The 23,310-nt window shown below is 57.8% G+C and carries 15 protein-coding genes; 8 read left to right on the top strand and 7 right to left on the bottom strand.

Going from position 1 to position 23,310, the window contains the following annotated elements:
• Nucleotides 1-78: 78 nt before the first annotated feature.
• The 4 genes from ACYVGU_RS13945 to ACYVGU_RS13930 form a co-directional block, all read right to left on the bottom strand.
• A complete protein-coding gene (locus ACYVGU_RS13945) occupies nucleotides 79-1,551 on the bottom strand; it encodes a RagB/SusD family nutrient uptake outer membrane protein (protein ID WP_460613226.1) in 1,473 nt (490 codons plus the stop codon).
• 18 nt (nucleotides 1,552-1,569) lie between these two features.
• Nucleotides 1,570-4,728 carry a SusC/RagA family TonB-linked outer membrane protein gene (locus ACYVGU_RS13940; protein WP_460622577.1) on the bottom strand — a complete coding sequence of 1,053 codons (3,159 nt, stop codon included), beginning with the start codon at nucleotides 4,726-4,728 and terminating at the stop codon, nucleotides 1,570-1,572.
• An 812-nt stretch (nucleotides 4,729-5,540) separates the two neighbouring features.
• Nucleotides 5,541-7,541: a 7TM diverse intracellular signaling domain-containing protein gene (locus tag ACYVGU_RS13935; protein WP_460622576.1), complete on the bottom strand. Its 2,001-nt coding sequence runs from the start codon at nucleotides 7,539-7,541 to the stop codon at nucleotides 5,541-5,543.
• A 35-nt stretch (nucleotides 7,542-7,576) separates the two neighbouring features.
• On the bottom strand, nucleotides 7,577-9,385 hold the full coding sequence (locus ACYVGU_RS13930; protein ID WP_460622575.1) for a cellulase family glycosylhydrolase: 1,809 nt from the start codon (nucleotides 9,383-9,385) through the stop codon (nucleotides 7,577-7,579).
• Between the two features lie 826 nt (nucleotides 9,386-10,211).
• Between ACYVGU_RS13930 and crtD the strand changes: the two genes are divergently transcribed.
• The 3 genes from crtD (at nucleotide 10,212) to ACYVGU_RS13915 (ending at nucleotide 13,158) form a co-directional block, all read left to right on the top strand.
• Complete coding sequence (gene crtD / locus ACYVGU_RS13925; protein WP_460622574.1) at nucleotides 10,212-11,705, top strand: 1-hydroxycarotenoid 3,4-desaturase CrtD; 1,494 nt, start codon at nucleotides 10,212-10,214, stop codon at nucleotides 11,703-11,705.
• A 90-nt stretch (nucleotides 11,706-11,795) separates the two neighbouring features.
• Nucleotides 11,796-12,479 (top strand): carotenoid biosynthesis protein, encoded by a 684-nt coding sequence (locus ACYVGU_RS13920; RefSeq protein WP_460622573.1) that lies wholly within the window; start codon nucleotides 11,796-11,798, stop codon nucleotides 12,477-12,479.
• 67 nt (nucleotides 12,480-12,546) lie between these two features.
• Entirely contained in the window at nucleotides 12,547-13,158 is a 612-nt protein-coding gene (locus ACYVGU_RS13915; protein ID WP_460622572.1) for a hypothetical protein, read from the top strand.
• A 92-nt stretch (nucleotides 13,159-13,250) separates the two neighbouring features.
• On the opposite strand, the gene ACYVGU_RS13910 is transcribed toward ACYVGU_RS13915, so the two are convergent.
• Together ACYVGU_RS13910 and ACYVGU_RS13905 are read right to left on the bottom strand one after the other, a co-directional pair.
• Complete coding sequence (locus ACYVGU_RS13910; protein WP_460613219.1) at nucleotides 13,251-13,493, bottom strand: DUF6952 family protein; 243 nt, start codon at nucleotides 13,491-13,493, stop codon at nucleotides 13,251-13,253.
• Between the two features lie 12 nt (nucleotides 13,494-13,505).
• Nucleotides 13,506-13,817 (bottom strand): thioredoxin family protein, encoded by a 312-nt coding sequence (locus ACYVGU_RS13905; RefSeq protein WP_460613218.1) that lies wholly within the window; start codon nucleotides 13,815-13,817, stop codon nucleotides 13,506-13,508.
• Between the two features lie 301 nt (nucleotides 13,818-14,118).
• Here ACYVGU_RS13905 and ACYVGU_RS13900 point away from each other — a divergent pair, with 301 nt between their 5' ends.
• A complete protein-coding gene (locus ACYVGU_RS13900; RefSeq protein ID WP_460622571.1) occupies nucleotides 14,119-14,724 on the top strand; it encodes an arylesterase in 606 nt (201 codons plus the stop codon).
• A gap of 104 nt (nucleotides 14,725-14,828) precedes the next feature.
• Here the strand turns inward: ACYVGU_RS13900 and glgP are convergent, their stop codons facing one another.
• The gene (gene glgP, locus ACYVGU_RS13895) at nucleotides 14,829-16,412 is read right to left on the bottom strand and encodes an alpha-glucan family phosphorylase (protein WP_460622570.1); all 1,584 of its coding nucleotides are present in this window, start codon (nucleotides 16,410-16,412) and stop codon (nucleotides 14,829-14,831) included.
• Nucleotides 16,413-16,844: 432 nt separating this feature from the next.
• Here glgP and ACYVGU_RS13890 point away from each other — a divergent pair, with 432 nt between their 5' ends.
• The 4 genes from ACYVGU_RS13890 to ACYVGU_RS13875 all read left to right on the top strand — a co-directional run bounded on the left by ACYVGU_RS13890 (nucleotide 16,845) and on the right by ACYVGU_RS13875 (nucleotide 23,245).
• Nucleotides 16,845-18,287 carry a hydrolase gene (locus tag ACYVGU_RS13890; protein ID WP_460622569.1) on the top strand — a complete coding sequence of 481 codons (1,443 nt, stop codon included), beginning with the start codon at nucleotides 16,845-16,847 and terminating at the stop codon, nucleotides 18,285-18,287.
• 312 nt (nucleotides 18,288-18,599) lie between these two features.
• A complete protein-coding gene (locus ACYVGU_RS13885) occupies nucleotides 18,600-20,507 on the top strand; it encodes a glycoside hydrolase family 13 protein (protein WP_460622568.1) in 1,908 nt (635 codons plus the stop codon).
• A 92-nt stretch (nucleotides 20,508-20,599) separates the two neighbouring features.
• Nucleotides 20,600-21,307 carry an SDR family oxidoreductase gene (locus ACYVGU_RS13880; protein ID WP_460613213.1) on the top strand — a complete coding sequence of 236 codons (708 nt, stop codon included), beginning with the start codon at nucleotides 20,600-20,602 and terminating at the stop codon, nucleotides 21,305-21,307.
• Nucleotides 21,308-21,397: 90 nt separating this feature from the next.
• Nucleotides 21,398-23,245 (top strand): alpha-amylase family glycosyl hydrolase, encoded by a 1,848-nt coding sequence (locus tag ACYVGU_RS13875; RefSeq protein WP_460622567.1) that lies wholly within the window; start codon nucleotides 21,398-21,400, stop codon nucleotides 23,243-23,245.
• Nucleotides 23,246-23,310 lie beyond the last annotated feature (65 nt).

Raw genomic sequence — 23,310 nt, 5'->3', positions numbered from 1 at the left:
GGCTTACTACCCCCACCGGAGGTTTACACCCGGCGCGGGGGTAGTAAGCCGGCGGCCAAACCGCCAGACAAGGCAGAATTAGTATCCGGGGTTCTGAGTCAGGCCCGAGTTCACGTCGATTTCCGACTGCGGCACAGGCAGCACAATGTTGAAGGGTTTCACGCCCCGGTACTTCAGCAGTTCACCGGTGCGCTTCATGTCAAACCACCGGTCGTTTTCAAAGGCCAGCTCGTACTTGCGCTCACGCCACACGGCCGTTTTGAAGGCATCGGCGCTCAGGCCCGAAAGGTCTTTGGCGCTGGCCGTGTTGATGGGCAGCCCGAAAGCCCGGCGGCGTACTTTGTTGATGGCTTCGTAGCCTTCCGCGGTGGGGCCGGCGGCCTCGGCCAGAATCAGGTACACTTCCGCTAGGCGCAGCACCGGAATGTTCAGCTCCGAGTCCCAGATGTTAGTATTGTTTTTACCCACAAACCACTTTTTCACGCCATAGCCGTTCGGGGAGCCGGGCAAGGAAGACGGCTGCACCCGGCCATCCGGATACGCGTCGCCGGGCTTCCAGATGGTCACGTCGCGGCGCAGGTCGCCGGGTTCGTAGCCCGCCACGAAATCGGGCTCCGGAATGTTAAAGCCGTAGCCGCCCTGGGGCACAATGCCCTGGCCGCGGGGGCCCATGAACTCGTTGCCCACAAAGCCCAGTCCATCAAAGGTGTATTGGTTGCGGCCGGCCACGTACTGCACCTCAAACAACGACTCTTTGCCATTCTCGGTGGCTACCTTGAAGTTGTCGCCGTAGTTGTCCCACAGGCTTTTACCGCTCTGCGAAATCACCTCGCGGGCCCGCTGTGCGGCGCCGGCCATGTTTCCCTGCGTGAGGTACACCTTAGCTAGCAGGCCAGTAGCGGCCCACTTAGTGGCCCGGCCAATGTCGTCGCCGCTGTACGAAGCCGGCAGGTTGCCAATGGCATCGGTCAGGTCCTTCACAATCAGCTCATACACCTGCGCGGCGGGCGTGCGGGGCACGTTCACCTCTTCCAGGGAGGTAGGAGGGGTAGTAAGCAGCGGCACATCGCCGTAAGCGCGCACCAGGTCAAAGTAGTACTTGGCTCGCAGGAACTGGGCTTCGCCAATGCTGCGCTTCTGAATAGCGGCATCAATGCTCATGCCGGGCACCTTCTGCAGCACAATGTTGGCGCGGCCAATGCCAATGTAGCAGCCGCCCCACAGGCGGGTAATTAGGGGGTTGGTGGTCGGGATGTTGTAGAAATCGAGCTGTTGCTGCTCAATACCGTCGCCGCCGCCGCCGCCACCGGTCGTGGAAAGGTCGGAGCCGATATCACCGATGCCCCACAGCGCATAGTTATACTGCCCGCCCTTGCCTAGCTCGCTGTACACAGCGTTGGTGGCCTGAATAGCGTCCGTAGTGGTTTTGTAGAAGTTAGCGTCCGTAACCTGGTCGGTCGGCTCTTCAGAGAGGAATTCCTTGCCGCAGCTGGAAAGCAGGCCCAGCGTAAGCAGGAAGGTACCGCAAGCGTATTTATTGAATAATGACATGGGAAGGCTGATTAAAGGTTAGAAGCCCAGGTTGAGACCTACCAGGAACACGCGCGGCTGGGGATAAACGCCCAGGTCGACGCCACGGGAGCCCACCTCAGGGTCGTAGCCAGTGTATTTGGTCAGCGTCAGCAGGTTTTGGGCACTTGCGTACACGCGCAGCTGCTTGGCCGCCACGCGGTCGAGCAGGCCTTGCGGCAGGGTGTAGCCTAGCGTGAGCGTTTTGATGCGCAAGTAGGAGCCATCTTCGAGGAAGTAGCTGGACACGCGCAGGTTCTGGTTTGGGTCGCCGGCAATGGCGCGGGGCACATCGTTGCTGGTGCCTGGGCCGGTCCAGCGGCCTAGCACCCGGGTGCTGCCGCTGCTGTTGCCATACAGGGGGCTCTCCAGGATGTAGCGGTTCTGGTTGTAAATATCATTGCCCTGCGAGCCTTGCAGGAACATGTTCAAGTCAAAACCACCCCAGGTAACGGTGTTGTTGATGCCGTAAGTGAAGTCAGGGTTGGGGTTGCCGATGAACGTGCGGTCAGAGGCATTGATTATGCCGTCTGGCACGCCATCGGGGCCGCTCAGGTCCTTGAAGCGAATGTCGCCGGGGGCCGCGCCGTTTTGGGTGGCGTGGGCGTCAATATCTGCCTGCGTCTGGAACAGACCATCGGCCACGTAGCCATAGAACGAGCCGAAAGGCTGGCCGGCATCGTAACGCACGATTACGCCGCTCAGGGCACCTAGTCCATCATAGGGCTGGCCTACACCCAACGATTCGAGCTCGGTTTTGTACGCCGACACGTTCAGGGTAGTGGTCCAATTCAGGGCCTTGCCCGTGCCTTGTATGTTGCGCGAGGTAAAGGAGAAGTCGATACCGCGGTTGTAGGCGTTGGCAGCGTTGCGGTTTACGGCCTCGTACGTACCCGACACCAGCGACACCGGCACCGGCGCAATCAGGTTGGGCGAGGTACGGTCGTAGAGGTCGATGGTGGCCTCGAAACGGTTTTCCAAGAAGCCCAGATCAATACCGATGTTCGTCTGGTTGTTGGTTTCCCAGCGCAACTGGTTATTCGCCAGGCGGGTAGGCGCCGCACCCGTCTGGATGGTGCCGTTCGGGCCAAATGGGTACTGAATCTGGGAGTTGATGGCGAAGAGGTAGGCGAAGCGGCCGGCATTGTTGGGGTTACCCACCTTGCCGTAGCCGGCGCGCAGCTTCAGGTTGCTGATGAAGCTGTTATCCTTCATGAAATCCTCCTCCGAAATCCGCCAGCCGGCCGATACACCGGGGAAGAAGCCGAACTGCTCGCCGGGCTCGAAGCTACCCGAGCCATCGAGGCGGGCAATGGCCTGGAACAGGTATTTGCCGGCAAACTCGTAGTTAACCCGCGTGAAGTAGCTGGCCAGGTGCGAGGTAGGGTTGATGATACCAGCGTTGGCCAAAGACGTGTTCAGCGGGCCGGTGTTAATTACCTGCAGATCATTGCGCAGGTAGCCCGTACGGTACGCCTCTACGTTGCTGTAGTTAAACCACTGCGCCGACTGGCCCAACAATACCGTTACCTGGTGCTTATCGCCAAACAGGTGGTCGTAGTTGAGGGTGTTTTCAATCAGGTAGCTAGGCGCGTACGAGGCTGTTGCCGAAGCCCCGGCCAGGTTGTAGCGCGTGCTGTACACCTCGTTGCCTACCCGCAGCTCCGGAATGGTGGGGCGGAAGGAGTTGAAGTTGTCGAAGATGAAGTCGGCGCCCACGTTGGTACGGAAGCGCAGGCCTTTTACTGGCTCGAGTTCAGCGAAGAGAGTAGTAAGCGCCCGGTTGCGGGTGAAGCGCTGGTTGTTGAGGGTAGCCGCCACAATGGGATTTTCCTCAATGAAGTTGTCCTGCTGGCCGCGGGGCTCATAGTAGTAGCCATCGGGGCGGAACACCGGAATGATAGCCGGGATGCGGAGCGTGTGCTGCACGGTGCCATACTCACCGCTGTTGCTAGTAATCTGCCGGTCAGAGAGGTGGGTGAGCGAGATGCTGTTGCCCAACTTCAAGACCTTATTCACTTGCACGTCACCGTTGGCCCGCAGCGTAAACCGCTCGAAGTTAGACCCCACGATGGTACCATCCTGCTGGAAGTAGCTGCCCGACACAGCAAAGCGGGCTTTCTCGCTGCCGCCTGTAGCCGAGAGCGAGTAGTTCTGGATGGCAGCCCGGCGGAACACTTCGTCCTGCCAGTCGGTGCCTTCGCCTAGGGCGGCGGGGTCGCGCAACCGGTCTACCACAATGGCGTCGCCGTTAGCCAAGCGGTTTTCGTTGTTAATAACAGCATACTCTTGGGCGTTCAGTAGGCTCAGCTTGCGCCATACTTGCTGCACACCCCGGTAGGCATCTAGGTTGATGGTAGATGTACCGGCCTTGCCGCGCTTGGTGGTGATAATCACTACCCCGTTGGCGGCCCGCACCCCGTAGATAGCCGTGGCCGAAGCATCTTTCAGGATGTCAATGGTTTCGATATCGTTGGGGCTGATAGCGTTCAGCTGGTTTTCACCGCCTTCTGGCAGTGGGAAGCCGTCTACTACGTACAGCGGGTTGTTATTACCGGCGGAGGTAATGCCGCGCACCCGGATGGAAGTACCAGCTGCGCCGCCCGGCGCACCTCCGTTCGAGGTTACCGTAACGCCAGCTGCCCGGCCTTGCAGGGCCTGGGTAGCGTCGGCGACGGGCTGAGAGGCAATTTCGCGCGCCGACACCGACGATACGGCGCCCGTTACGCTGCCGCGCTCCTGTGTACCGTAGCCTACTACTACCACCTCGCTCAGGGCGCGGGTGTCTTCGGCCATGGTTATGTTCAGGCTGGTAGTAGCACCCGTGATGGGCACCTCACGGCGTGTAAAGCCTACGTAGCTGATAATCAGGGTAGAGTTGTCCGGGGCGTTCAGGGAGAAGCGACCATCGGCATCCGTAGTAGTACCAATGGTGGTACCCTTCACGATGATGGTAACGCCCGGCAGTGGGTCGCCGTTGCCCTGGGTGATGCGGCCCGAAACCGGTACATCGGCCAGCGCAGTACGGCTGCTGGCAAACGTTGTGCTGGCATCGGGGCCGGCAGCAGATGGAGCAGCCACCGCCGGAAGGGTGGGCAGCCCGCAGGCCGCCAGCCACATTGCCCGGCGCAGCGCCTGAGTGTAGAGGTGTTGATTCATGGGTTTGTGGGAATTGAGGGAAGTAAACGCTGATGCTTCATTAGCTACAAAACCGGCCGTTGGGGAGGCTCGGCTACCAGGCAAGCGTATGCAAAAAAGCAAGGGCAGCAGCTACTGAACGATGGCTTTAGGATGCCAAAAAAGCTACTGAACGAGGAGCGAAATCAGGTGTGCATCGGGGAAGTCAAGCACACTACTTATGGATAGCAGAAGCAGGAAGTAGGTAGCCTCTTGCACAGCCCCCTAGCGGCGGGGAGGAGAGCAAAGAAGACCGAAACGACTCAGGAACCCTACCTAGCACTTCCGTCTAAAGCTCGAGAAGTACAGTAAGGTAGGGGAGAATGCCCAAATATATCCGTCCGTGGTGAGGAAAAGCAATAGCAAAAACAGGCAATCAAGCCTGTTTAAGCGGTTTTTAACTTTACCACACACGTAGGCTATACACTTACCTCACACTTAAAAGAAGGAGATTATGCCCTGAATCAGCCAGTAGAGGAGTTACTACGCAAGGCTGGCAACACGTAAAAAACAATCAAAAAACACTCCTCTTTCTTAACTTTCTTACACTTATAGCCATAGTAAGCTGTTACTCACTCACCGGTTGCAATGGCTATTCGCCATACAGGCACGGGGAAGGCTAGATCCAAGGCTAGCCTTCTACAATGCCAGAACCCTACCGCCGGAACTCACTTTGTGGGGAGTGTTTCCGTCGGAATTTACTAGGCATACCGGCAGCTGCAACTGCTCCTGACGATGCGGCAAGGAGGCTATGCCGATACAGGAGGGTTGATGACTGATAGGTACCTAGGGAGCTAGGCCTGGTTGGCGGTTTCTTCTGAAGTGGCTTCTTCGGGTTCGGCGCCGGTGGCGTCCAGCAGTACGTGTGTCCAGCCTTCGTTCTCGTCGAAATCAGGGGCGTAGCGGCGGCGGCGCATGGCTTCCAGCACTTTCTGGCTGAAGCTCCAGCAGGTACCCTGGCGCAGATCCAGCATCCGGGAAAGCTCCTGAGAAGAGTAATTGCCTTTGTGTGTGTAAATCAGGAACACGGCATAGAAGGCCTTGATAATCGAGAACTTACATTTTTGCAGCAGCGTGTAGGCCGTAGCCGACTCTACGTAGCGGCACTTGGTGCAGCGGCGAGAGTGGGGCTCGCGCCCATCGCAGTACTTCTCATGGCCACATTTGCGGCATTGGTAGCCATCAGCCCATTTCAGGTTGGCCAGGTACACCAGGCACGCATCTTTATCCGGATAAATCTGGCTAAACTCCCCAAAATCAACCTCTTTAGAAAGCACCCGCGCCGTTTTTACCTCCTGTAAGTCGCGCTGTAGGTCTGTGTTTAGTTTCTCAATGGCCGCCGACTGCAGGGCCAGCAAGCCGTTGGCGTGCAGCAGGTCGCGGTTCTGGGCGGCTATGGTATCGCTCTGCTGGCGCAATTCCTCGGTGCGCTGGGCTACCAGGCTTTCGAGTTCGGAGTTGAGTTGGTCCTTCAGGTCTTGGTTGTGCTGGAGCTGCTCCACTAGCTGCTCCTGCACTTGGTGTTTTTTGCGCAACTGCTTCACCAGCTTGGCCTGGGCCCGGATGGTGGCGTCTTTTATGCTCTTTATTTTCTCGCCGAGAGCATAGGACAGTACCACCACCTCAATCACGAAGGCCACGTTCATGCTGTACACCGTGGCGGTGGTGGTGAACGTATTGATTCCTAGCTTTCTCAAGATAAGGAACACTACGCTTACGGCTACTAGGGCGTGGGCTAACAGAAAGAAGCGCGCCGCCCGCTGGCCGCGCTGCCATACCCGGAAGGCAGCGTAGTACATCATGCCGTAGGGCAATAAGTAAAACCAGAACCCCCAGCCCGAGTTCAGCCACAGGCCGTCCATGAGTAGGCCCACCACGCTTAGCAGCACCACACCGCGCAGCCAGGGGTCGTACTGGGGCAGGCGCTGCGCCGTATCGAGGAACTGCCGGGCGTAGTAACTGAACGTCAGCAGCAATAGAATTGGCGAGCCCGCAATAATCAGGGAATTTACCTCCGGCTTATCGGGCCACAAGTACTGAAACCCGAGGCCATCCTCTGAGAGAAACACTAGGCTGCAGCTGAGCACGTACAGCACGTAGCGCAGGTAGGTTTGCTCGCCGATGAAGAGGTAGAGGCACAGATTGTAGACCACCATTATCAGCAGCACGCCATAAAAGCCCCCCAGCAGGCCGTATTCGGTCTGGAAGTGAACGGCCAGCACCTGCTCGGTACGCAGGCGGGACAGGAACGTAGTTTTGGAGGTAGACGTCAGGCGCAAGTAGTACGTCTGCGACTCGTTGGCCTGCAACGGCAGCTTGAACAGGAAGTTTTTGTAGGGAAACTTGCGGGTAGCCAGCGGTAAATCGGCGCCAGTGGTGATGGGCGTGGTGCTGTTGTCTGGAAAGAACTGTACTCCGTTCAGGTGGGAGTCGAACATTTCCAGGTACCAATGCTGACTTAATGGGCCCTCGGCCTTTACTACCAGGCGCAGCCAATAGGCCGCCCCAATGTTGTCCATGGTGGTGGGCAAGGTGTTGCCGGGCCGGAACTGACGAGCTATGCTGGTTTGGCGCACGTCGGAGACAGTGAGCTGACCGGTGGGGTCTTCCAGCACACTATAGTAAGAAGGTTCAATAAACAGCTCCTCCAACTCAGCCCGAACCCGCAGTGTATCAGCAGGTTTAGCCTGAGCCGGGAAGCTGACCAACTGGATCAGGAACAGCAGGCTGCTCAGCGTCAGGAAAGATAACCAGGTAGCCCGACGCGGTGGGAAGTGGGAATTCACGAGCTTCATGGTGCTTCAAGGTAAGCAAAAGCAGGCGCCTTCTACTATTGGCCGCCCGCTCCGCCCGCGGCCGACGCTGGTACAAAGCGCAGCCAGGCCAGTTGCTGCACGGGTTCTTCTACCAGTACGCGCAGTATATGCCGCCCGGCAGGTAGGGCAGGGGTAGTAAGGGAAACCGTGGACCAGGCAGTGCCCGCAGTAACAGTAGCTGAGCCCAACGGGAGCCCATCCAGCTGCAACGCCAACCGGCCCGGAGCTGCGCCTGGCTGCACGCGCATTTCCACGGTATAAGTACCGGCATTTGTTACCGTTACAGTGTAGGCAAGCCACTCCGTACTAGCTATGTTATCAACCACAAACCCATTCGGAGCCTCGGTACTCGGGCTGATATCAACGCCATCGTTGCGGTAGGCGCCGCCTTGGTTGGTAGGAGCTAGGTTGCGGAAATCGGTGCGGGCCGAGTAGGTGTCGTGGTAGGCTACGCCGTCGCGGCCCAGGTCGTAGTCGGTGGCCAGGATGGTACCGGGCACGATAAGGGCCGCAAAAGGAGCCTGGGCGCCAGCAGGTTGCGTGAGAGCCGCAATAGCATCTCGGTTGGGCTGACAGTTAGCGAACTTGATGTTTTCTAGCAGGGTAGCGCGGCCTTCGGGCGTGAGAATACTGCCGTAGGGCTTGATGCGCAGCAGACTGGCACCAGCATCTACGCGCTTCACGTTCCAGTGGCACCAGCCAATGTTCTGGGCGTTAAGCCCTTGCACCGCTGCGGCAAACCATTCGTTGGAGTTTTCCCCGGTTTCGCCTACCCACACCGGCACCTGCCACCGGTTGCGGAAAGCCACTAGGTTGGTAATCAGGTTGATCTGGTTCGGGTTGGGGTCGGTTGCGTCGGCAGTATTGGGGCACCAGTAGCGGTGTGCGTTATAGACGAGGTTGGTTTTGTCTTTGATGGGAAGCTTGTCGGGCGTGAGGTTGGTGTATTCATTACCGTAGCCATTGCCTTCCACCATCAGCAGGTGCTGGTCGTTTTGGGCGCGTACGGCGTTGATGAGCCGCGCATACAGCACCTGAAGCTCCTGATTATCAGCCGACATACCATTAGCGGCATTCAGGTTATGCGGCTCATTAATCAGGTCGTACATGGCAATGCGAGGCTCCTTGTGGTAGCGGGCCGCCAGCTTTTCCCACAGCCGCACCGTCATGTCCTGATAGAGCAGGCGGCCTTTGGCGTCCTGGCGCTTCCACAGGTCCAGAGGCTGGAAGTTGTCGTTGATGTTGCGGTCGGTGCCCTGGCCGCCGGGCGCGGCGTGCAGGTCCAGAATTACATACATGCCGTTGGCGGCGCACCACTTCACTACCTCATCAATGAGCCGAAACCCCTCCAGGTTCTTGTCTACAAACAACTTATCGGCATCATACCACGTGCTTAAGCGCTGCACATACGCCGTTAGTTTCTGCTGATTCTGGGGCTCCCGAATTACCTCGGTGCGGGCGCGGCGCTGCTCCGGGGTCAGGAATAAATCGTAGTGAAAGGGCAGCCGTACGGCGTTAAAGCCTTGTTTAGCAATAAATTCGATATCGGCTTTGGTGATGAAGTTCTGGCGGTACCGGCGGTAAAAGTCCTCCATTTCGGCCTCCGGCATAGTCCGGAGCAAGCCCTGCTTGATGCGCCACTGGCTGTTGAGCGTATCGGTTTGCAAAATATAGCTTTCCTGGAGCAGCCACCCGCCCACGTTGAACCCGCGCAGCACTACCTCCCGGCCGTTTTCATCTACTGTTTTGGGCCCGGCGGCCCGCAGCCAACTTAACCGCGGAGTGGCATGGGTAGCAAGCGCACCCAGCAAGAGCAGCAGCACGAGAAAGGGGTGAGTACATCGGGCCTTGCTCCGGGGAGGTGGGAGCAGTGTGGGGCAGCAACTCATCAGCGTAAACTATTAGAAACAAGTAGTTTGGGTGGGCATCTGAAAGAAAAAAACAGGGCAAAGATGCTCCGCCCCGTTTCCGCTCTTTTTCACACCCAATAATTTGATTAGTAGTAACTACCAAGCCCTATATCCGCATCGTGGGAGCACCTTGCATTAAGGAAATCCGAAGGAACGGCACCTTGGTGCTCTTGCGCTACCTAGTGCGTTGGCCTGAAAGCTCAACGGCTCGGCGCCAAGGCACACCTAGCCACCGGATGAGGGGTTGGCGAATACTTGAAGGCTAGGGAAGAAGCGAAAACCTGGCGCGGCTTATGCGAGCCGAGTGGCGGGCAACCGAATAGGCGGCACCCCTATTTTCACGCGGGCAGAAAGGAGCTGCGACGTGGTGTGCTCTGATCAAATATAGGTGTACTAGTGCAAGTGAAACAAGCCGCAAACGGCCTCTGCGCGGCGTGAGCAGCATTTTTACATTGTCGCACACTTGCCGCTATACACTTACAACACACGCAAAATTGCCTAGACTCATCAACGGCATAAAGCTCGCCTGTGAGCTAGCGGCGGCTAAAAAACACGAGGAAAAACCGGTGGATTCGGCAAATATTTTTAGCTGTCTGTCGTATTCGTTGCCCTGAGGCTCGCCCGGCAAACATTTACTGGCTTAAACTTGTGTTGGTGCGAGAAACAGCCCGTTCTTCGTACTGTTACCCCTTTACTATTTATTGCTGCCGCGCCCCGCGGCTTGTTTTATTTTTCTGCCGTGTCGCGTTCCAAATCTGCTGTTCCCAAACAACCCGTGGCCATAATCGGGGCTGGCATTGGGGGCATTGCCACTGCGGTGCGCTTGGCGGCGCACGGGCACCGCGTGACGGTGTTTGAAGCGCAGGAGTCGTTTGGGGGGAAAATGCACCAGCTGGAATTGCCCGGCGGCTACCGCTTTGACGGAGGTCCGTCGCTGTTCACCTTGCCGCACCTTGTGGATGAGCTGTTCCGGTTGGTGGGCCGCGAGCCACAGGACTACTTCCGCTACCAGCGCCTCGACCCCATTACGCAGTACTTTTTTGCCGATGGCACCCGCCTCACAGCCTGGGCCGACGCCCCCCGGTTTGCCCAGGAGGTAGAGGAGAAGCTAGGCGTGCCGGCCTCCGAGGTGCTGGAATTTCTGGGCCGCAGCGGCCGCGCCTACGAGGCCACGGCCGGTACGTTTCTGCAAAAGTCGCTGCACAAAGCCGGCACCTACCTCAGCCCCGAGGTACTGAAGGCGCTGGCCGCGCTGCCGCAGCTGGGCCTCACGAGCACCATGCACGAGCGTCACACGGCCGCCTTCGATGACCCGCGCCTGGTGCAGCTCTTCGACCGGTTTGCCACTTACAATGGCTCCGACCCCTATCAAGCCCCCGCTACCCTCAGCCTGATTCCGCATCTGGAGCATGGCCTAGGTGCCTATTACCCCGACGGCGGCATCTATGCCATTGCGCAAAGCCTGGTGAAACTAGCCGAGGAGCTGGGCGTGCAGTTTCACTATCAGGAGCCAGTGCTGGAAATTCTTACCGCCGGCAAGCATGTAACCGGGGTGCGCACCGCCAAAGATGTATACGACTTCGGGCTGGTGGTCAGCAACATGGATGTGGTGCCAACGTACCGGCGCCTGCTTCCGCAGCAGCCCGCCCCGGAAAAAACGCTGAGCCAACCCAGGTCTTCTTCGGCGCTGATATTCTACTGGGGCATTGGGCGGCGCTTTCCGGAACTGGGCGTGCACAACATCTTTTTTTCCCGGGATTACAAGCGCGAGTTCGAGGCCATTTTCCAAGAGAAAACCATTTCCGACGACCCGACCGTGTACGTGAACATCACCTCGGGCCACACGCCTACCGATGCGCCTGAGGGCCACGAAAACTGGTTTGTGATGGTGAACGTACCACATGACCAAGGCCAGGACTGGGCCGCACTGGTGGCCCAAACCCGCCGGGCGGTGCTGGCCAGGGTTAGTGAGGCGCTGGGTACCGATGTGGGCAGCCTGATTCGGGCCGAGCACATCTGGGACCCGCCGGGAATTGAAGCGCGCACGTCTTCGTTCGGGGGTGCGTTGTATGGAAGTTCCAGCAACAATGCGCTGGCAGCCTTCCTGCGCCACCCCAATTTTTCAGGACAGCTAGCCGGGCTGTACTTTTGCGGGGGCTCCGTACACCCGGGCGGCGGCATTCCACTGTGTTTGCTTTCAGCCCGTATTGTCTCTGATCTAGTTAAAAACTAAGCGCTGAAACATGATAGGGAGAGGCCGGATGTTGATTTGTGCATAACCGGCCGGCTGCCTCCTTCTTATTGTTTGCTTTTTTCTCCCCTCATGACTGAACCAACTCAAGAAATGCCCCCAGTTACTACCCCGTCCAGCGAGGTGTACCTTCGGCGTTTGCGCTGGGCTCAGGGCATCTTGCTGCTGTTCCACGCCACGGGGCTGCTAGGCCTGGCTTTCTCCCAAGACCCCAGTTTTTTCCTGCAGTTCGTGCCGCTCAACCTGCTGCTGACGTTGGGCCTGCTGCTGGCGTTCCAGCCGCGCCGCACGGCCGCGTTCTGGAGCTTCTGCGTAGTGGTAATGGTAGCGGGCTTTTTCGTGGAGGTGGTAGGCGTGCGCACCGGCCTGCTGTTCGGGCACTATGAGTACGGCGCTACGCTAGGCCTCAAGTGGCTAAACGTGCCTCTTATGATTGGCGTCAATTGGCTAATGCTGACGTACACGGCGGGTATTCTGGCCCGTTACCTGCCCATTCCTAACTTTTTGCGGGCCGTAGTGGCGGCCTTGCTACTGGTGGGCCTAGATGTGTGCCTGGAGCCGGTAGCGGTGCAGTATGATTTCTGGAGCTGGCAGTACGACATCATACCACTGCTGAACTTCAAAGGCTGGTTTGCAGTTAGTTTGATCCTGCAGGTATACTTCAACCGCGTCGATTTTGTGAAGCGTAACCCTCTGGTACCGTTTGTATACCTGGTGCAGCTGCTGTTTTTCTTCGCGTTGGGTATGCTGGCGTAACTGCTCTGCGGCGTTAGCTCACAGCCAAACGCGCCTCACTCAGAACCAGCCTAGTTTTATCCTTCCCATGGAAGAGCTTTTACACCATGAACTCCTGGACCGTGCCACCGCGCTTTTTTCGGCGGTAGGCGTGGGCATTTTGCACGATGAGCAGCTAGCCGCTGCTCTCGACCTGACCCCGCCGGCCTTCCGCGAGCTGTTCGGCAGCAAGGCCGCTGTGCTGTGCTTGGTAACCCAGCGCAACACCAACCGGCAGCGCCAGGAGCACGAGCAGCTGTTCGCCCATTTGGCTACTCCGCTTGAGTGCTTGCTCGGGCTGCTTAACCACAGCTTACAGGAACTGCGCCTGGCGCCTAACTACGACTACCATGTGGTGCGCGAGCAGTATCCGGAAGCCTGGAAGCTAATGCAGGACTACATCAACGGGTACTCGTTTCCGCTCCTGACGCGCCTGATAGAGGCCTCGGTGCAGGAAGGCTACCTGCGGGCCGATTTGAACCCACACCTGATTGCGCATATCCTGCTTTCGCAGTTCAGTATGCTGCTCGACGACCAGCTGTTTCCGCCGGCGCAAACCAACCTGGCCGAGGTATATCGCAACCTGTTCTTCCCGTACGTGCGCGGCCTGTGTACTGAGGCGGGTCTGCAACTGGTAGCGCGGCACTTCGCGAAGCTGTAAGCCAATACGCACCCTAGTAAACCAAGAAAGCGGGCCCGAAAATCTATCTGATTTTCGGGCCCGCTTTCTTGGGGTTTGAGCAGCAACAGGACCTAGCTGATGGACACGCGCACTTTAGCAGTGTACTCGCGCAGGGCCGTTTTGAAGTCGGCGCCGGTATCCTGCATGTGGTTGAGGATGAAGATGGCGGCAAACACGTGCGTGAGTTGCTCGCCTTCGTCTTCGCCTTCTACCTCAAAAGCCGGTGCTTTCTCTTCCAGAAGCGCTTCTTCGGCGGCAACTAAGCTTTCCAACGTCTGGGTTTCTACCAGGCGCTTGATCACGGGCATTTTCATGGGGGCGCGGGCTTAGTTGAGGCGAGAAATCAGGCTGGCAACGGCCTCTTCTTTGCTAGCGGCCACGGTATCTACCAACTCGCCGTTGCGGAACACGGCAAAGAACGGCAGGTTAGTTACGCTGGCTAGTTTGCGGGCCTCAGGGCTGGTTTCGGCGTTTACATCTAGGAAGGCAATGCCTTCGTTGGCTTCGGCCAGGCGCTTGAACTTAGGGGAAAACAGGCGGCAGTTACCGCACCAGTCGGCGTAGTATTTCACCACTACTTTTTCGTTTTCCTGCAGTAGTTGTTGAAAATCAGCGTCGGTGGCTTTCGTTACGGACATTGTATGGGTTGTTGGTTTCAAAACGCAATCAGCAGATAAGAACGATTCTTATCTGCTGACAAAGGTAAAGCCCGAAACGGACAAAAAAGTTTGTTTTTACTCTAATTCCGAGCTAACCAGCCGGATACAGCCAACCGTACTAGGCCCGCACTTGGTCCGAACCCTGCCAGATAACCCGCGTTCATCTACGTGTTTAAACTGCTGTACTGCATGCATAAGGCTGGAGCTAAACAGGCTTTACGCTTCAGCCAGACCTAGTGCGCATCAGCTTATACCTCACTCTACCACAGCTTTTTACAGTGTGGCCTTTCTTCTTATGCAAACCATCGTTTTCTTCGGCGACTCGCTTACGGCTGGCTATCAGCTGCGGGCCAGCGACTCGTTTCCGTCCCGCATTCAGGAAAAAATCGACGCCCTTCGGCTTCCGTATAAAGCCCACAACTACGGCGTGAGCGGCGAAACTACCGCCGGCGGGCGCCAACGCATCGGCTCGGTGCTCAGCCGCTTTCCAACGATTGACGTGTTTGTGCTGGAGCTGGGCGCTAATGATGGGCTGCGGGGCATCCCGGTCCGCGAAACCACTCAAAACCTGCAGTTTATTCTGGATGAAGTGCGACGCCAACATCCCGAGGCCCGCGTGGTGCTGGTAGGGTTGGAGTTCCCCTTCGACCTAGGGCCGCTGGCTACCTTGGGTGGCGGACGCATGGGCCACTACGCCCAGGAGTTTAAGGCCTTGTTCCGGCTGCTGGCCGAGAAAAATGAGCTCGACTTTGTGCCCTTCCTGCTGCACGGTGTCATCGGGCAGCGGCACCTTAACCTACCCGATGGCGTGCACCCCAACGCCGAGGGCCAGAAGATTCTGGCCAATAACGTGTGGGCCGTGCTGGAGCGAGTTCTGACGCCATGAGCACCTAGTAATTTATTGACTGATAAGGTAAAAAGCCCGTTGGGTTGAGCAGTTTGCTCAACCCAACGGGCTTTTTACTAGGCACCAAAGCGCCGTGAACCTACTTACGCCTTATACATCCGCTCGTAGTACTCCGTAGCCATGCGGTGCGACTCGAACTCGGGCTCTACCTCGCGCATACCGGTTTTTACTACCTCCAGGAATTTCTCCGGCTGGTCGTAGTACAGCGGAATGATTTCGTTCTGGAGCACATCCAGTAGGTTGGTTGCCTCGATGTCATCCTTCACGTGGTCGGGCTGGTTGATATCGGTGTGCTCCACAATGAAGCCGTTTTCGCCGTGGCGCACGAACTCCGGAATCCAGCCGTCGGCGATGCTCAGGCTGGCCGAGGCGTTCATGGCGGCCGTCATGCCGCTGGTTCCCGATGCCTCGCGGGGGTAGCGCGGCGTGTTCAGCCAGATATCGGAACCCTTCTTGAGGGCCGCCGACAAGGCTAGCTCATACCCCGTCAGTACGGCGCAGTTGTTCAGGTTCTTAGTCTTCTCGATGATGCTGTTAAACAGACCGATAGCGCCAAAGTCTTTGGGATAGGGCTTACCCGCCCAGATAACCTGTACGGGGCGGCCGGCTTGGTTTACAATTTCCAGGAACCGCTCAAAGTGGCGCAGGATCAGGTCGGCGCGCTTGTAGCCGGCAAAGCGGCGGGCCCACACGACGGTCAGCACCTCAGGGTCGAGCAGCGTACCGGTTTGGTCCGCCACGATATCGAAGAGCTGCTTTTTCAGCTCGCGCTTGCGGGCCTTCAGGGCTGCGTCGTCGTTGGCTACTAACGCCTCGTGCAGGGGCTGGTCGCGCCAGTAGGTGCCGTTCTGTGAATTGGTAATGGCAATAATCGGACTGATGCCCTGATAACCTCCCCACATGTCGTTGGCTACCTCGCCGTGCACCTTCGAAACGCCGTTCGAAATGCGGGCAAAACGCAGCGCCGTGAGGGTGTAATTCAGGCGCTCATTCTCAATCATACCCAAGCGACGCACTTCCTCCAGGGGCACATGGCCGAAGAAGGACATGTCGTGCAGCAGCTTTACGGGGTGCTCCTCGTTACCGGCCAGCTCGGGCGTATGGGTCGTGAAAACCAGACGCTTCTTTACTTCCTCGAGGTTGCGGCCGTGCTTGTCGTAGAGGTAAAACGCCAGGGGCAGGCCATGGCCTTCGTTGAGGTGGTAGATGTCGGTGTGGCGACCCAGCAAATCAAGCAGCTTGCCACCACCTACGCCCAGCAGAATGCTTTGGGCCACGCGGGCTGCCGTGTCGGCGTCGTAGAGGTGGTGCGAGATGGTACGCGAGAGGTAGTCGTTCTCCGGAATGTCGGTGGTCAGGAAGAACATGGGCGCCGTCCCGAACGTGTCGGGGGCCAGGTACAGGGCCTTCACCAGCACCTGTGCGTTGTGAATTTCGATGGGGAACACCAGGCCGGTATCCTGCAGGAAGCTGTAGTGCTTCAGGCGGAAATCGGCGCGCATGCTCTGGTCTTCGTTGCGGCCCTGGTCGTAGTAGCCGAACGACCACAGGATGCTGATGCCCACTAGGTTCTGCTTGAGCTCATACACAGAGCGCATGTGGGAGCCGGCCAAAAAGCCGAGGCCACCGGAGTAGGTTTTCAGCGCCTGATCCAGGGCGAATTCCATAGAAAAATAAGCAGCCGGAGTGCTGAACTCCGGTGCGGGGGTGTACATCTTCAGATCAAATGCCATAAAGCGCGGTGGGACTAGGGGTAAGACAGGGCGGAACCTCCGCCATTACGAATGCGCGTACGAATCCGTACCCAAAAAAAGCGGAAAAGTGCGGACTGTGTAGGCCAAGGCGTAGCCAGAACCGCAAAATGCAAACCCGGCATTAGTAATAGACAAACAAGCATCATCTGGCTGAAGTTGGGGGCAGCAGCAACCCTAGGGTGCAAAGGGGCTCGAACCCCGGGCTGAAGGGCGGTAAACGCTTCTACTCCTGTTGATATAGTAATAATTCCTTAACATTATCCTACCGTTGGCAGGATGCCCTTGCTGGTAGCTTTGCCCCGGTAAACACGCCCTTATCACCACTCCACAACCAAACCCTTTCCTATGCGCTACCCCTTGCGCTGGCTAGCAGCCTCCGTGCTGAGCCTCTCTGTTCTTGCCTGTGCCAAGCAGGAAAATCTTCCCTCGCCAGCGGCCATCAGTGCCACGGCCACCACGAACGTCAGCAGCGCCGGTTTTCCGGAAGGCTTTGAAGCTGGCACCAAAACAGCCTATACTACGGGCTCCGTTACCTTGGGCTCCGGCTCCTGGACCCTGAACGACGCACTGCTAGGCAACACCACCGCTGACCCTAAAACCGGCGCGCAATCGGTACGCATCCGGAACGTAGGCTCCCTCACTACCAACTTTAACTTGACCACCGGCGCAGGGGTAGTAACCGTGCAGCACGCCGTGTACGGCACCGATGCCAGCTCGCAATGGGAACTGTGGGTAAGCCAGAACAGCGGCAGCACCTACACCAAAACCGGCAGCACCATTACCACCAGCAGCTCAGCCCTGAGCACGGCGTCCTTCACCGTAAACCTGAGCGGCAGCGTACGCCTGCAAATCCGGAAGATTTCGGGTGGCACTAACCGCATCAACATTGATAACGTGACAGTGGAGCAGTACGGTGGCACAACGACGCCTCCGGCCACTGGCGCCAAGAAATTCCTGTTCGATGCCTCGCACGGGGAACTGGCCGGCAACGCCGACTGGGTACTGGATGTGGACGCTGGCCTGACCCCGCGCTACCCTTCGCCGGCCCAGAGCGGCATCACCAGCACTACCGCCGAAACCTACTGGACGGGAGCCGTGTCAGCGTGGGGCGTGGCCCTCGTGAAGCTCGGCCACAGCGTAGAGCAACTGCCCACCGGCACCGCCATCAGCTACGGCAACACCAGCAACCCGCAGGATTTGGCCAACTACAGCGTATTTGTGGTAGATGAGCCGAACACGGTATTTACAGCCGCTGAGAAAACCGCTATTCTGCAGTTTGTGCAGAACGGCGGCGGCCTGTTCATGATTTCGGACCACACTATTTCCGACCGCAACAACGACGGCTGGGACTCGCCCGAAATTTGGAACGACCTGATGCAAAACAACTCCGTGAAAGCCAACCCCTTCGGATTCTCGGTAAACATGGACAACATTGTGGAGAACAGCACCAATGCGCTGGCTTCTACCACCAACACCATCATGAACGGCTCGCAGGGCAAAGTTTCGCAGCTTTCCTTCCACAACGGCGCTACCATGACGCTTTCGCCCACCGCCAACAGCACCGTGCAGGGCTTGGTGTGGCGCACTTCCGCTACCCAGGGCAACAGCCTGGCCATGGCGGCCAGCAGCACCTTCGGTACGGGTCGCGTAGTTATCATCGGCGACTCTTCGCCGGCTGACGACGGCACCGGCTCGCCCGGCAACACTGTGTACGACGGCTGGAACGAGAATGTAAGCCACGCCCGCTTGCACCTCAATGCCTCCCTGTGGCTGGCTAAGCTGCAGTAAGTTGCGCTAACGGTAGGCCTAGGCCCTTGCAGCTGCTAAACCCCAACGCCCCGTTGCTGGCCTCCGCCAGCGGCGGGGCTTTTTCGTGAACCAGCTTCAGCTTGAAACACTCATGAAACCGGCTTTCAGGCGAGATACGAAACAAGGCGAAGTACAACCGCATTTGCCATTTGAAATAAGCTATATCACCAAACCCATCAAGCAGGCACCAGAAATCCGTCAATACGTCACCATTCAGAGCGGCTTTAGCACTAGCGTTTCACGGCATGTGCTGCGTACCTTGCCAGCTCCGTTTCTGAATCCCACTCGCGTATGATTTCTTCCCGTTTTCTGCCCCTGCTGGCTGGCACTCTGCTGGCCGTTACTAGTCCAGTACTCGCCGCTAAAGCTCCTGTTGTAACCGTTGCTAGCCCTGCTCCGGCTGCCAAAGCCGCTGGCATTCAGCGTATCGACCCCACGTTCTGGTGGGTAGGCATGAAAAACCCCAAGCTGCAGCTGCTGGTGCATGGCCCCGGCATTGCTAGCAGCACCGCTACCCTCAAGGCATATGAAGGGGTATCGTTAGATGGCGTGCAGAAGCTGGAGAGTCCGAACTACTTGCTGCTTAACCTCACCATCAGCCCCACGGCCAAGCCGGGCAAGCTGCAGCTGGAGTTTAAGGGCGACAAGAAGCAGACCTATGCCTACGAACTGCGCCAGCGCACTACCCCCGGCGATAAGCAAAAGGTGCAGGGCCTCACGCAGCAGGACTTCATTTACTTCCTGATGCCGGACCGCTTCTCGAACGGCGACCCGAAAAACGACTACATCAAAGGCATGCGCGCCCCCAAAGCGGCCCGCGACTCGATGTATGCGCGCCACGGTGGCGACCTGAAAGGCGTTGAAAACCACTTCGACTACTTCAAGAGCCTAGGCGTGACAGCCCTCTGGATGACGCCCGTCACGGAAAACGACATGCCCAAGGCCAGCTACCACGGCTACGCCCTCACCGACTACTACAACACCGACCGGCGTTACGGCACAACTGAGGAGTACAAGCAGTTCGTGGACAAGGCGCACCAAAACGGGTTTAAGGTGGTGCACGACGTAGTGCTCAACCACATGGGCTCCAAGAATTACCTGTTCCTGGACCAGCCGGCCAAAGACTGGTTTAACCAGTGGCCCGGCTTTACACGCAGCAACTACAACTCCCAGGCCCTGAATGACCCGTACGGCTCGGAGCTGGACCGCAAGCTTTACAACCGCGGCTGGTTCGACACCACCATGCCCGATGTAAACCAGAGCAACCCGCTGGTAGCTACTTACCTCATCCAGAATTTCCTGTGGTGGGTAGAGTACACCGGCCTCGATGCCTACCGCATCGATACCTACCCTTACTCCGATACCAAGTTCTTGATGCAGTGGGGCCAGGCCCTTACCGATGAGTATCCACAGCTGTTCATGTTCGGTGAGGCCTGGGTAGGCAGCACGGCCCAACAAGCTTTCTTTGCCCGCAACATTTTCCAGCCTGTGGATGGCTTTAAGTCCAACCTGGCCTCTGTATTCGATTTCCAGTCGCAGGGCGCGGTGCACGATGCGCTACGCGGCGACCAGCCCAATATGAACCGGATCTATGATGCCCTGCAAGGCGACTGGATGTACGAGGACGCGACCCGCAACGTGACGTTCCTCGATAACCACGACATGAGCCGGTTCTACTCTGTTATTGGGGAGGACTTTGCGAAGTACAAGCTGGGCGTGGCGTGGCTGCTTACTACCCGAGGCATTCCGCAGCTCTACTACGGCACGGAGGTGCTGATGAAGAACTTCTCGAACCCCGATGGCAAAGTGCGTGAAGACTTCCCCGGCGGTTTCCCCGGCGACAAGCAGAACTACTTCACGGCGGCGGGCCGCACCGGCCAGGCTGGCGAGGCCTTTACCTACCTGAGCACCCTAGCCAATTACCGCAAGGCGCACCCCGTGGTGGCTACCGGCAAGCTGATGCAGTTTATTCCGCAGGATGGCGTGTACACCTACTTCCGCTACAACGAGCAGGGTGAAACCGTTATGGTGCTGCTGAACGGTAACAAGGAGGAGAAGACGGTGGACGGCGCCCGGTTTGTGGAGCGTACCAACGGCTTCACCTCGGGCACTGAAATAACTACCGGCGCCACCGTTTCGGACCTAAAGAGCTTCCGGATTCCGGGCCGCACGGCTTGGGTTATTGAGCTGAAGAAGTAAGATTAGCACGGGGCAGCGGGAACCACCGCCGCCCCGTGCCACTTATGCAGTACCACCCGGTTACGTATCTTCAGCTTAAATCTGCTAATCCTATGACCGACCTGACCGATCAAGTAGCTATTGTGACGGGAGCCAGCCGCGGTATTGGCCGCGCTACGGCGCTTTTGCTCGCCATGCAGGGCGCCAAAGTGGTAGCCGTAGCCCGCAGCTCCGAGGAACTCAACGAGCTCAACGCCAAAACCCAGGGCCTAGCCATTCCGGCGGATGTTTCGGATGAAGCCGATGCTGAGCTGGTGGTGACCGAAACCCTAAGCCGCTTTGGTCGCCTCGATATCCTGATCTGCAATGCGGGCGTGGGCTCCTTCAACCTGCTCGAAAACTACGAGGCCGATGAGTGGGAACGGATGTTCAACGTCAATGTAAAGGGCACCTTTCTCATGTGCAAAGCCGTAGTGCCGCACCTGAAGGCGCAGGGCTCGGGCCACATTGTAGGCGTTGCTTCTGATGTAGCCAAGCGCACCTTCGAGCATGGCACCGTATACGGGGCCAGCAAGTTTGCGCAGGATGCCATGCTAGGCTCGTTGCGCAAGGAAGTGCGGCCCTTTGGCGTGAAAGTCAGCACGATATACCCCGGCCTCGTGGACACCTATTTCAACGAGTCGAAACCTGGCGGCCTGGACACCGAAAAAACGCACCTCAAACCCTCCGATGTAGCCCAGGCTATCCGCTACGTGCTGGAGGCACCGGCCCACGTGGTGGTAGATGAGCTGATGCTACACCCCTTAACGCAAGAGTGGTAATCTTTCAGTTGCCGGTTGCGAGCTGCCTGTTGCCCGCAAGTACTAGGTAGCCGGCATCCCGCAACCAACAACTGCTTACCTTACCTATCTATGAAACACCTGCTACTGCCTGCGGCGGCCCTATCCCTGGGGTTAGCTTCATTTTCTTTGTTTTCCCCGACTTCGCAACCTTCCGTGCCTGTGGCAGAAACCGCTTTCTCCTCGGACCCCAATACCACCGACGAACTGCCCCAAGATCATAAGCTGGTAATTTACCAGATGATGACCCGCCTGTTCGGCAACAAAACGGCCGTGAATAAGTCCTACGGCACGCTCCAGGAAAATGGCGTGGGCAAGTTCAACGACATCAGCAACACCGCCCTACAAGCCATCCGGAAAATGGGCGCCTCACACGTGTGGTACACCGGCGTGATTGAGCACGCTACCATGACGGACTACACCAAGCACGGCATTGCCCTCGATGATGCCGATGTGGTGAAAGGCCGCGCCGGCTCGCCCTACGCCATCAAGGATTACTACGACGTGGACCCCGACCTGGCCGTGGACGTGAAGAACCGGATGCAGGAGTTTGAGGCCCTAGTAAAGCGCACCCACGACAACAAGCTCAAAGTCATCATCGACTTTATTCCCAACCATGTAGCGCGCACCTATAAGTCGGATGCGCACCCGGTGGGCGTCGTGGATCTGGGCCAGAAGGATGATAAAACCAAGGCCTTCACACCCAATAATAACTTCTATTACCTGCCCGGCAAGTCATTTGTGGTGCCGGCCGGTTACAACCCACTTGGGCCGCTAAGCGGACCTAGGGAAGACAAGAAGTTTCAGGAAGTGCCCGCTAAAGCCACCGGCAACGATGTATTTTCCGAGGCCCCGAGCGTGGACGACTGGTTTGAAACCATCAAGCTCAACTACGGCGTCGATTACCAGAACGGCCGCGCCAAGCATTTTGAGAAAACGCCCGACACGTGGCTGAAAATGCGCGACATCCTCATCTTCTGGACCAAGAAGAATGTAGATGGTTTCCGCTGCGACATGGCTGAAATGGTGCCGGTAGAATTTTGGGCCTGGGTAATTCCGGAGCTGAAAAAGGTGAACCCCGACCTCATCTTTATTGGGGAAGCCTACGACGCCAAAACCTACAAGATGTACATCGAGCAGGGCCACTTCGACTACCTCTATGACAAGGTGGGCCTGTACGATGGCCTGCGCCGCCTGATGCGCGGCGAGGGCACCACTGAGGATATTACGAAGGTGTGGCGCGAAGAAAGCCGCGGGTTCTCGGGCCACATGCTGCGCTTCTTGGAAAACCACGATGAGCAACGTATTGCTAGCAAGGATTTTGCCGGCAACCCTCGCGCCGCCATCCCGGCCATGACGGTTTCGGCTACCCTAGCCACGGGCCCCGTAATGCTGTACTTTGGGCAGGATGTGGGCGAGCCTGCTCTGGCCTCCGAGGGTTTCTCAGGGGAGGACGGCCGCACCACCATCTTCGATTATTGGGGTGTGCCGGAACACCAGAAGTGGATGAACGGCGGCAAGTTTGATGGCGGCAAGCTCAGCCCCGAGCAAAAGCAGCTCCATGACTTTTACACGCGTCTGCTTACCCTCACCAGCCAGAGCGACGCCATCCGCCGCGGCCGCTTCTACGAGCTACAGGACGCCAACAACCTCGATGCCCAGTACAACCAGCGCCAGGTGTACACCTACCTGCGCTTTACCGACAAGCAGAAGCTGCTCATCGTGGCCAACTTCAGCCCCGACAAAACCTACAAGCCCACCCTCCAGATTCCGAAACAGGCCATGCAACTCATGGGCCTGAACGCGGCCCAGCGCTACACCTACACCGAACTGCTGAATCAAGCCCCGCCCGTGGAGTACCTGAACCTCACACTAGCCCCCCAGAGCGCCTACATCTTCGAAATCAAGCCTAAAAACTGATTCTCAAGCAGTGGCATTCGGTTTCGCGGCTTGCTTTTCCATCTGACTTTCAATTTCCCACTTCT

The sequence above is a fragment of the Hymenobacter tenuis genome (genome assembly GCF_054780495.1).
This window is presented reverse-complemented; position numbering and strand designations above follow the sequence as displayed.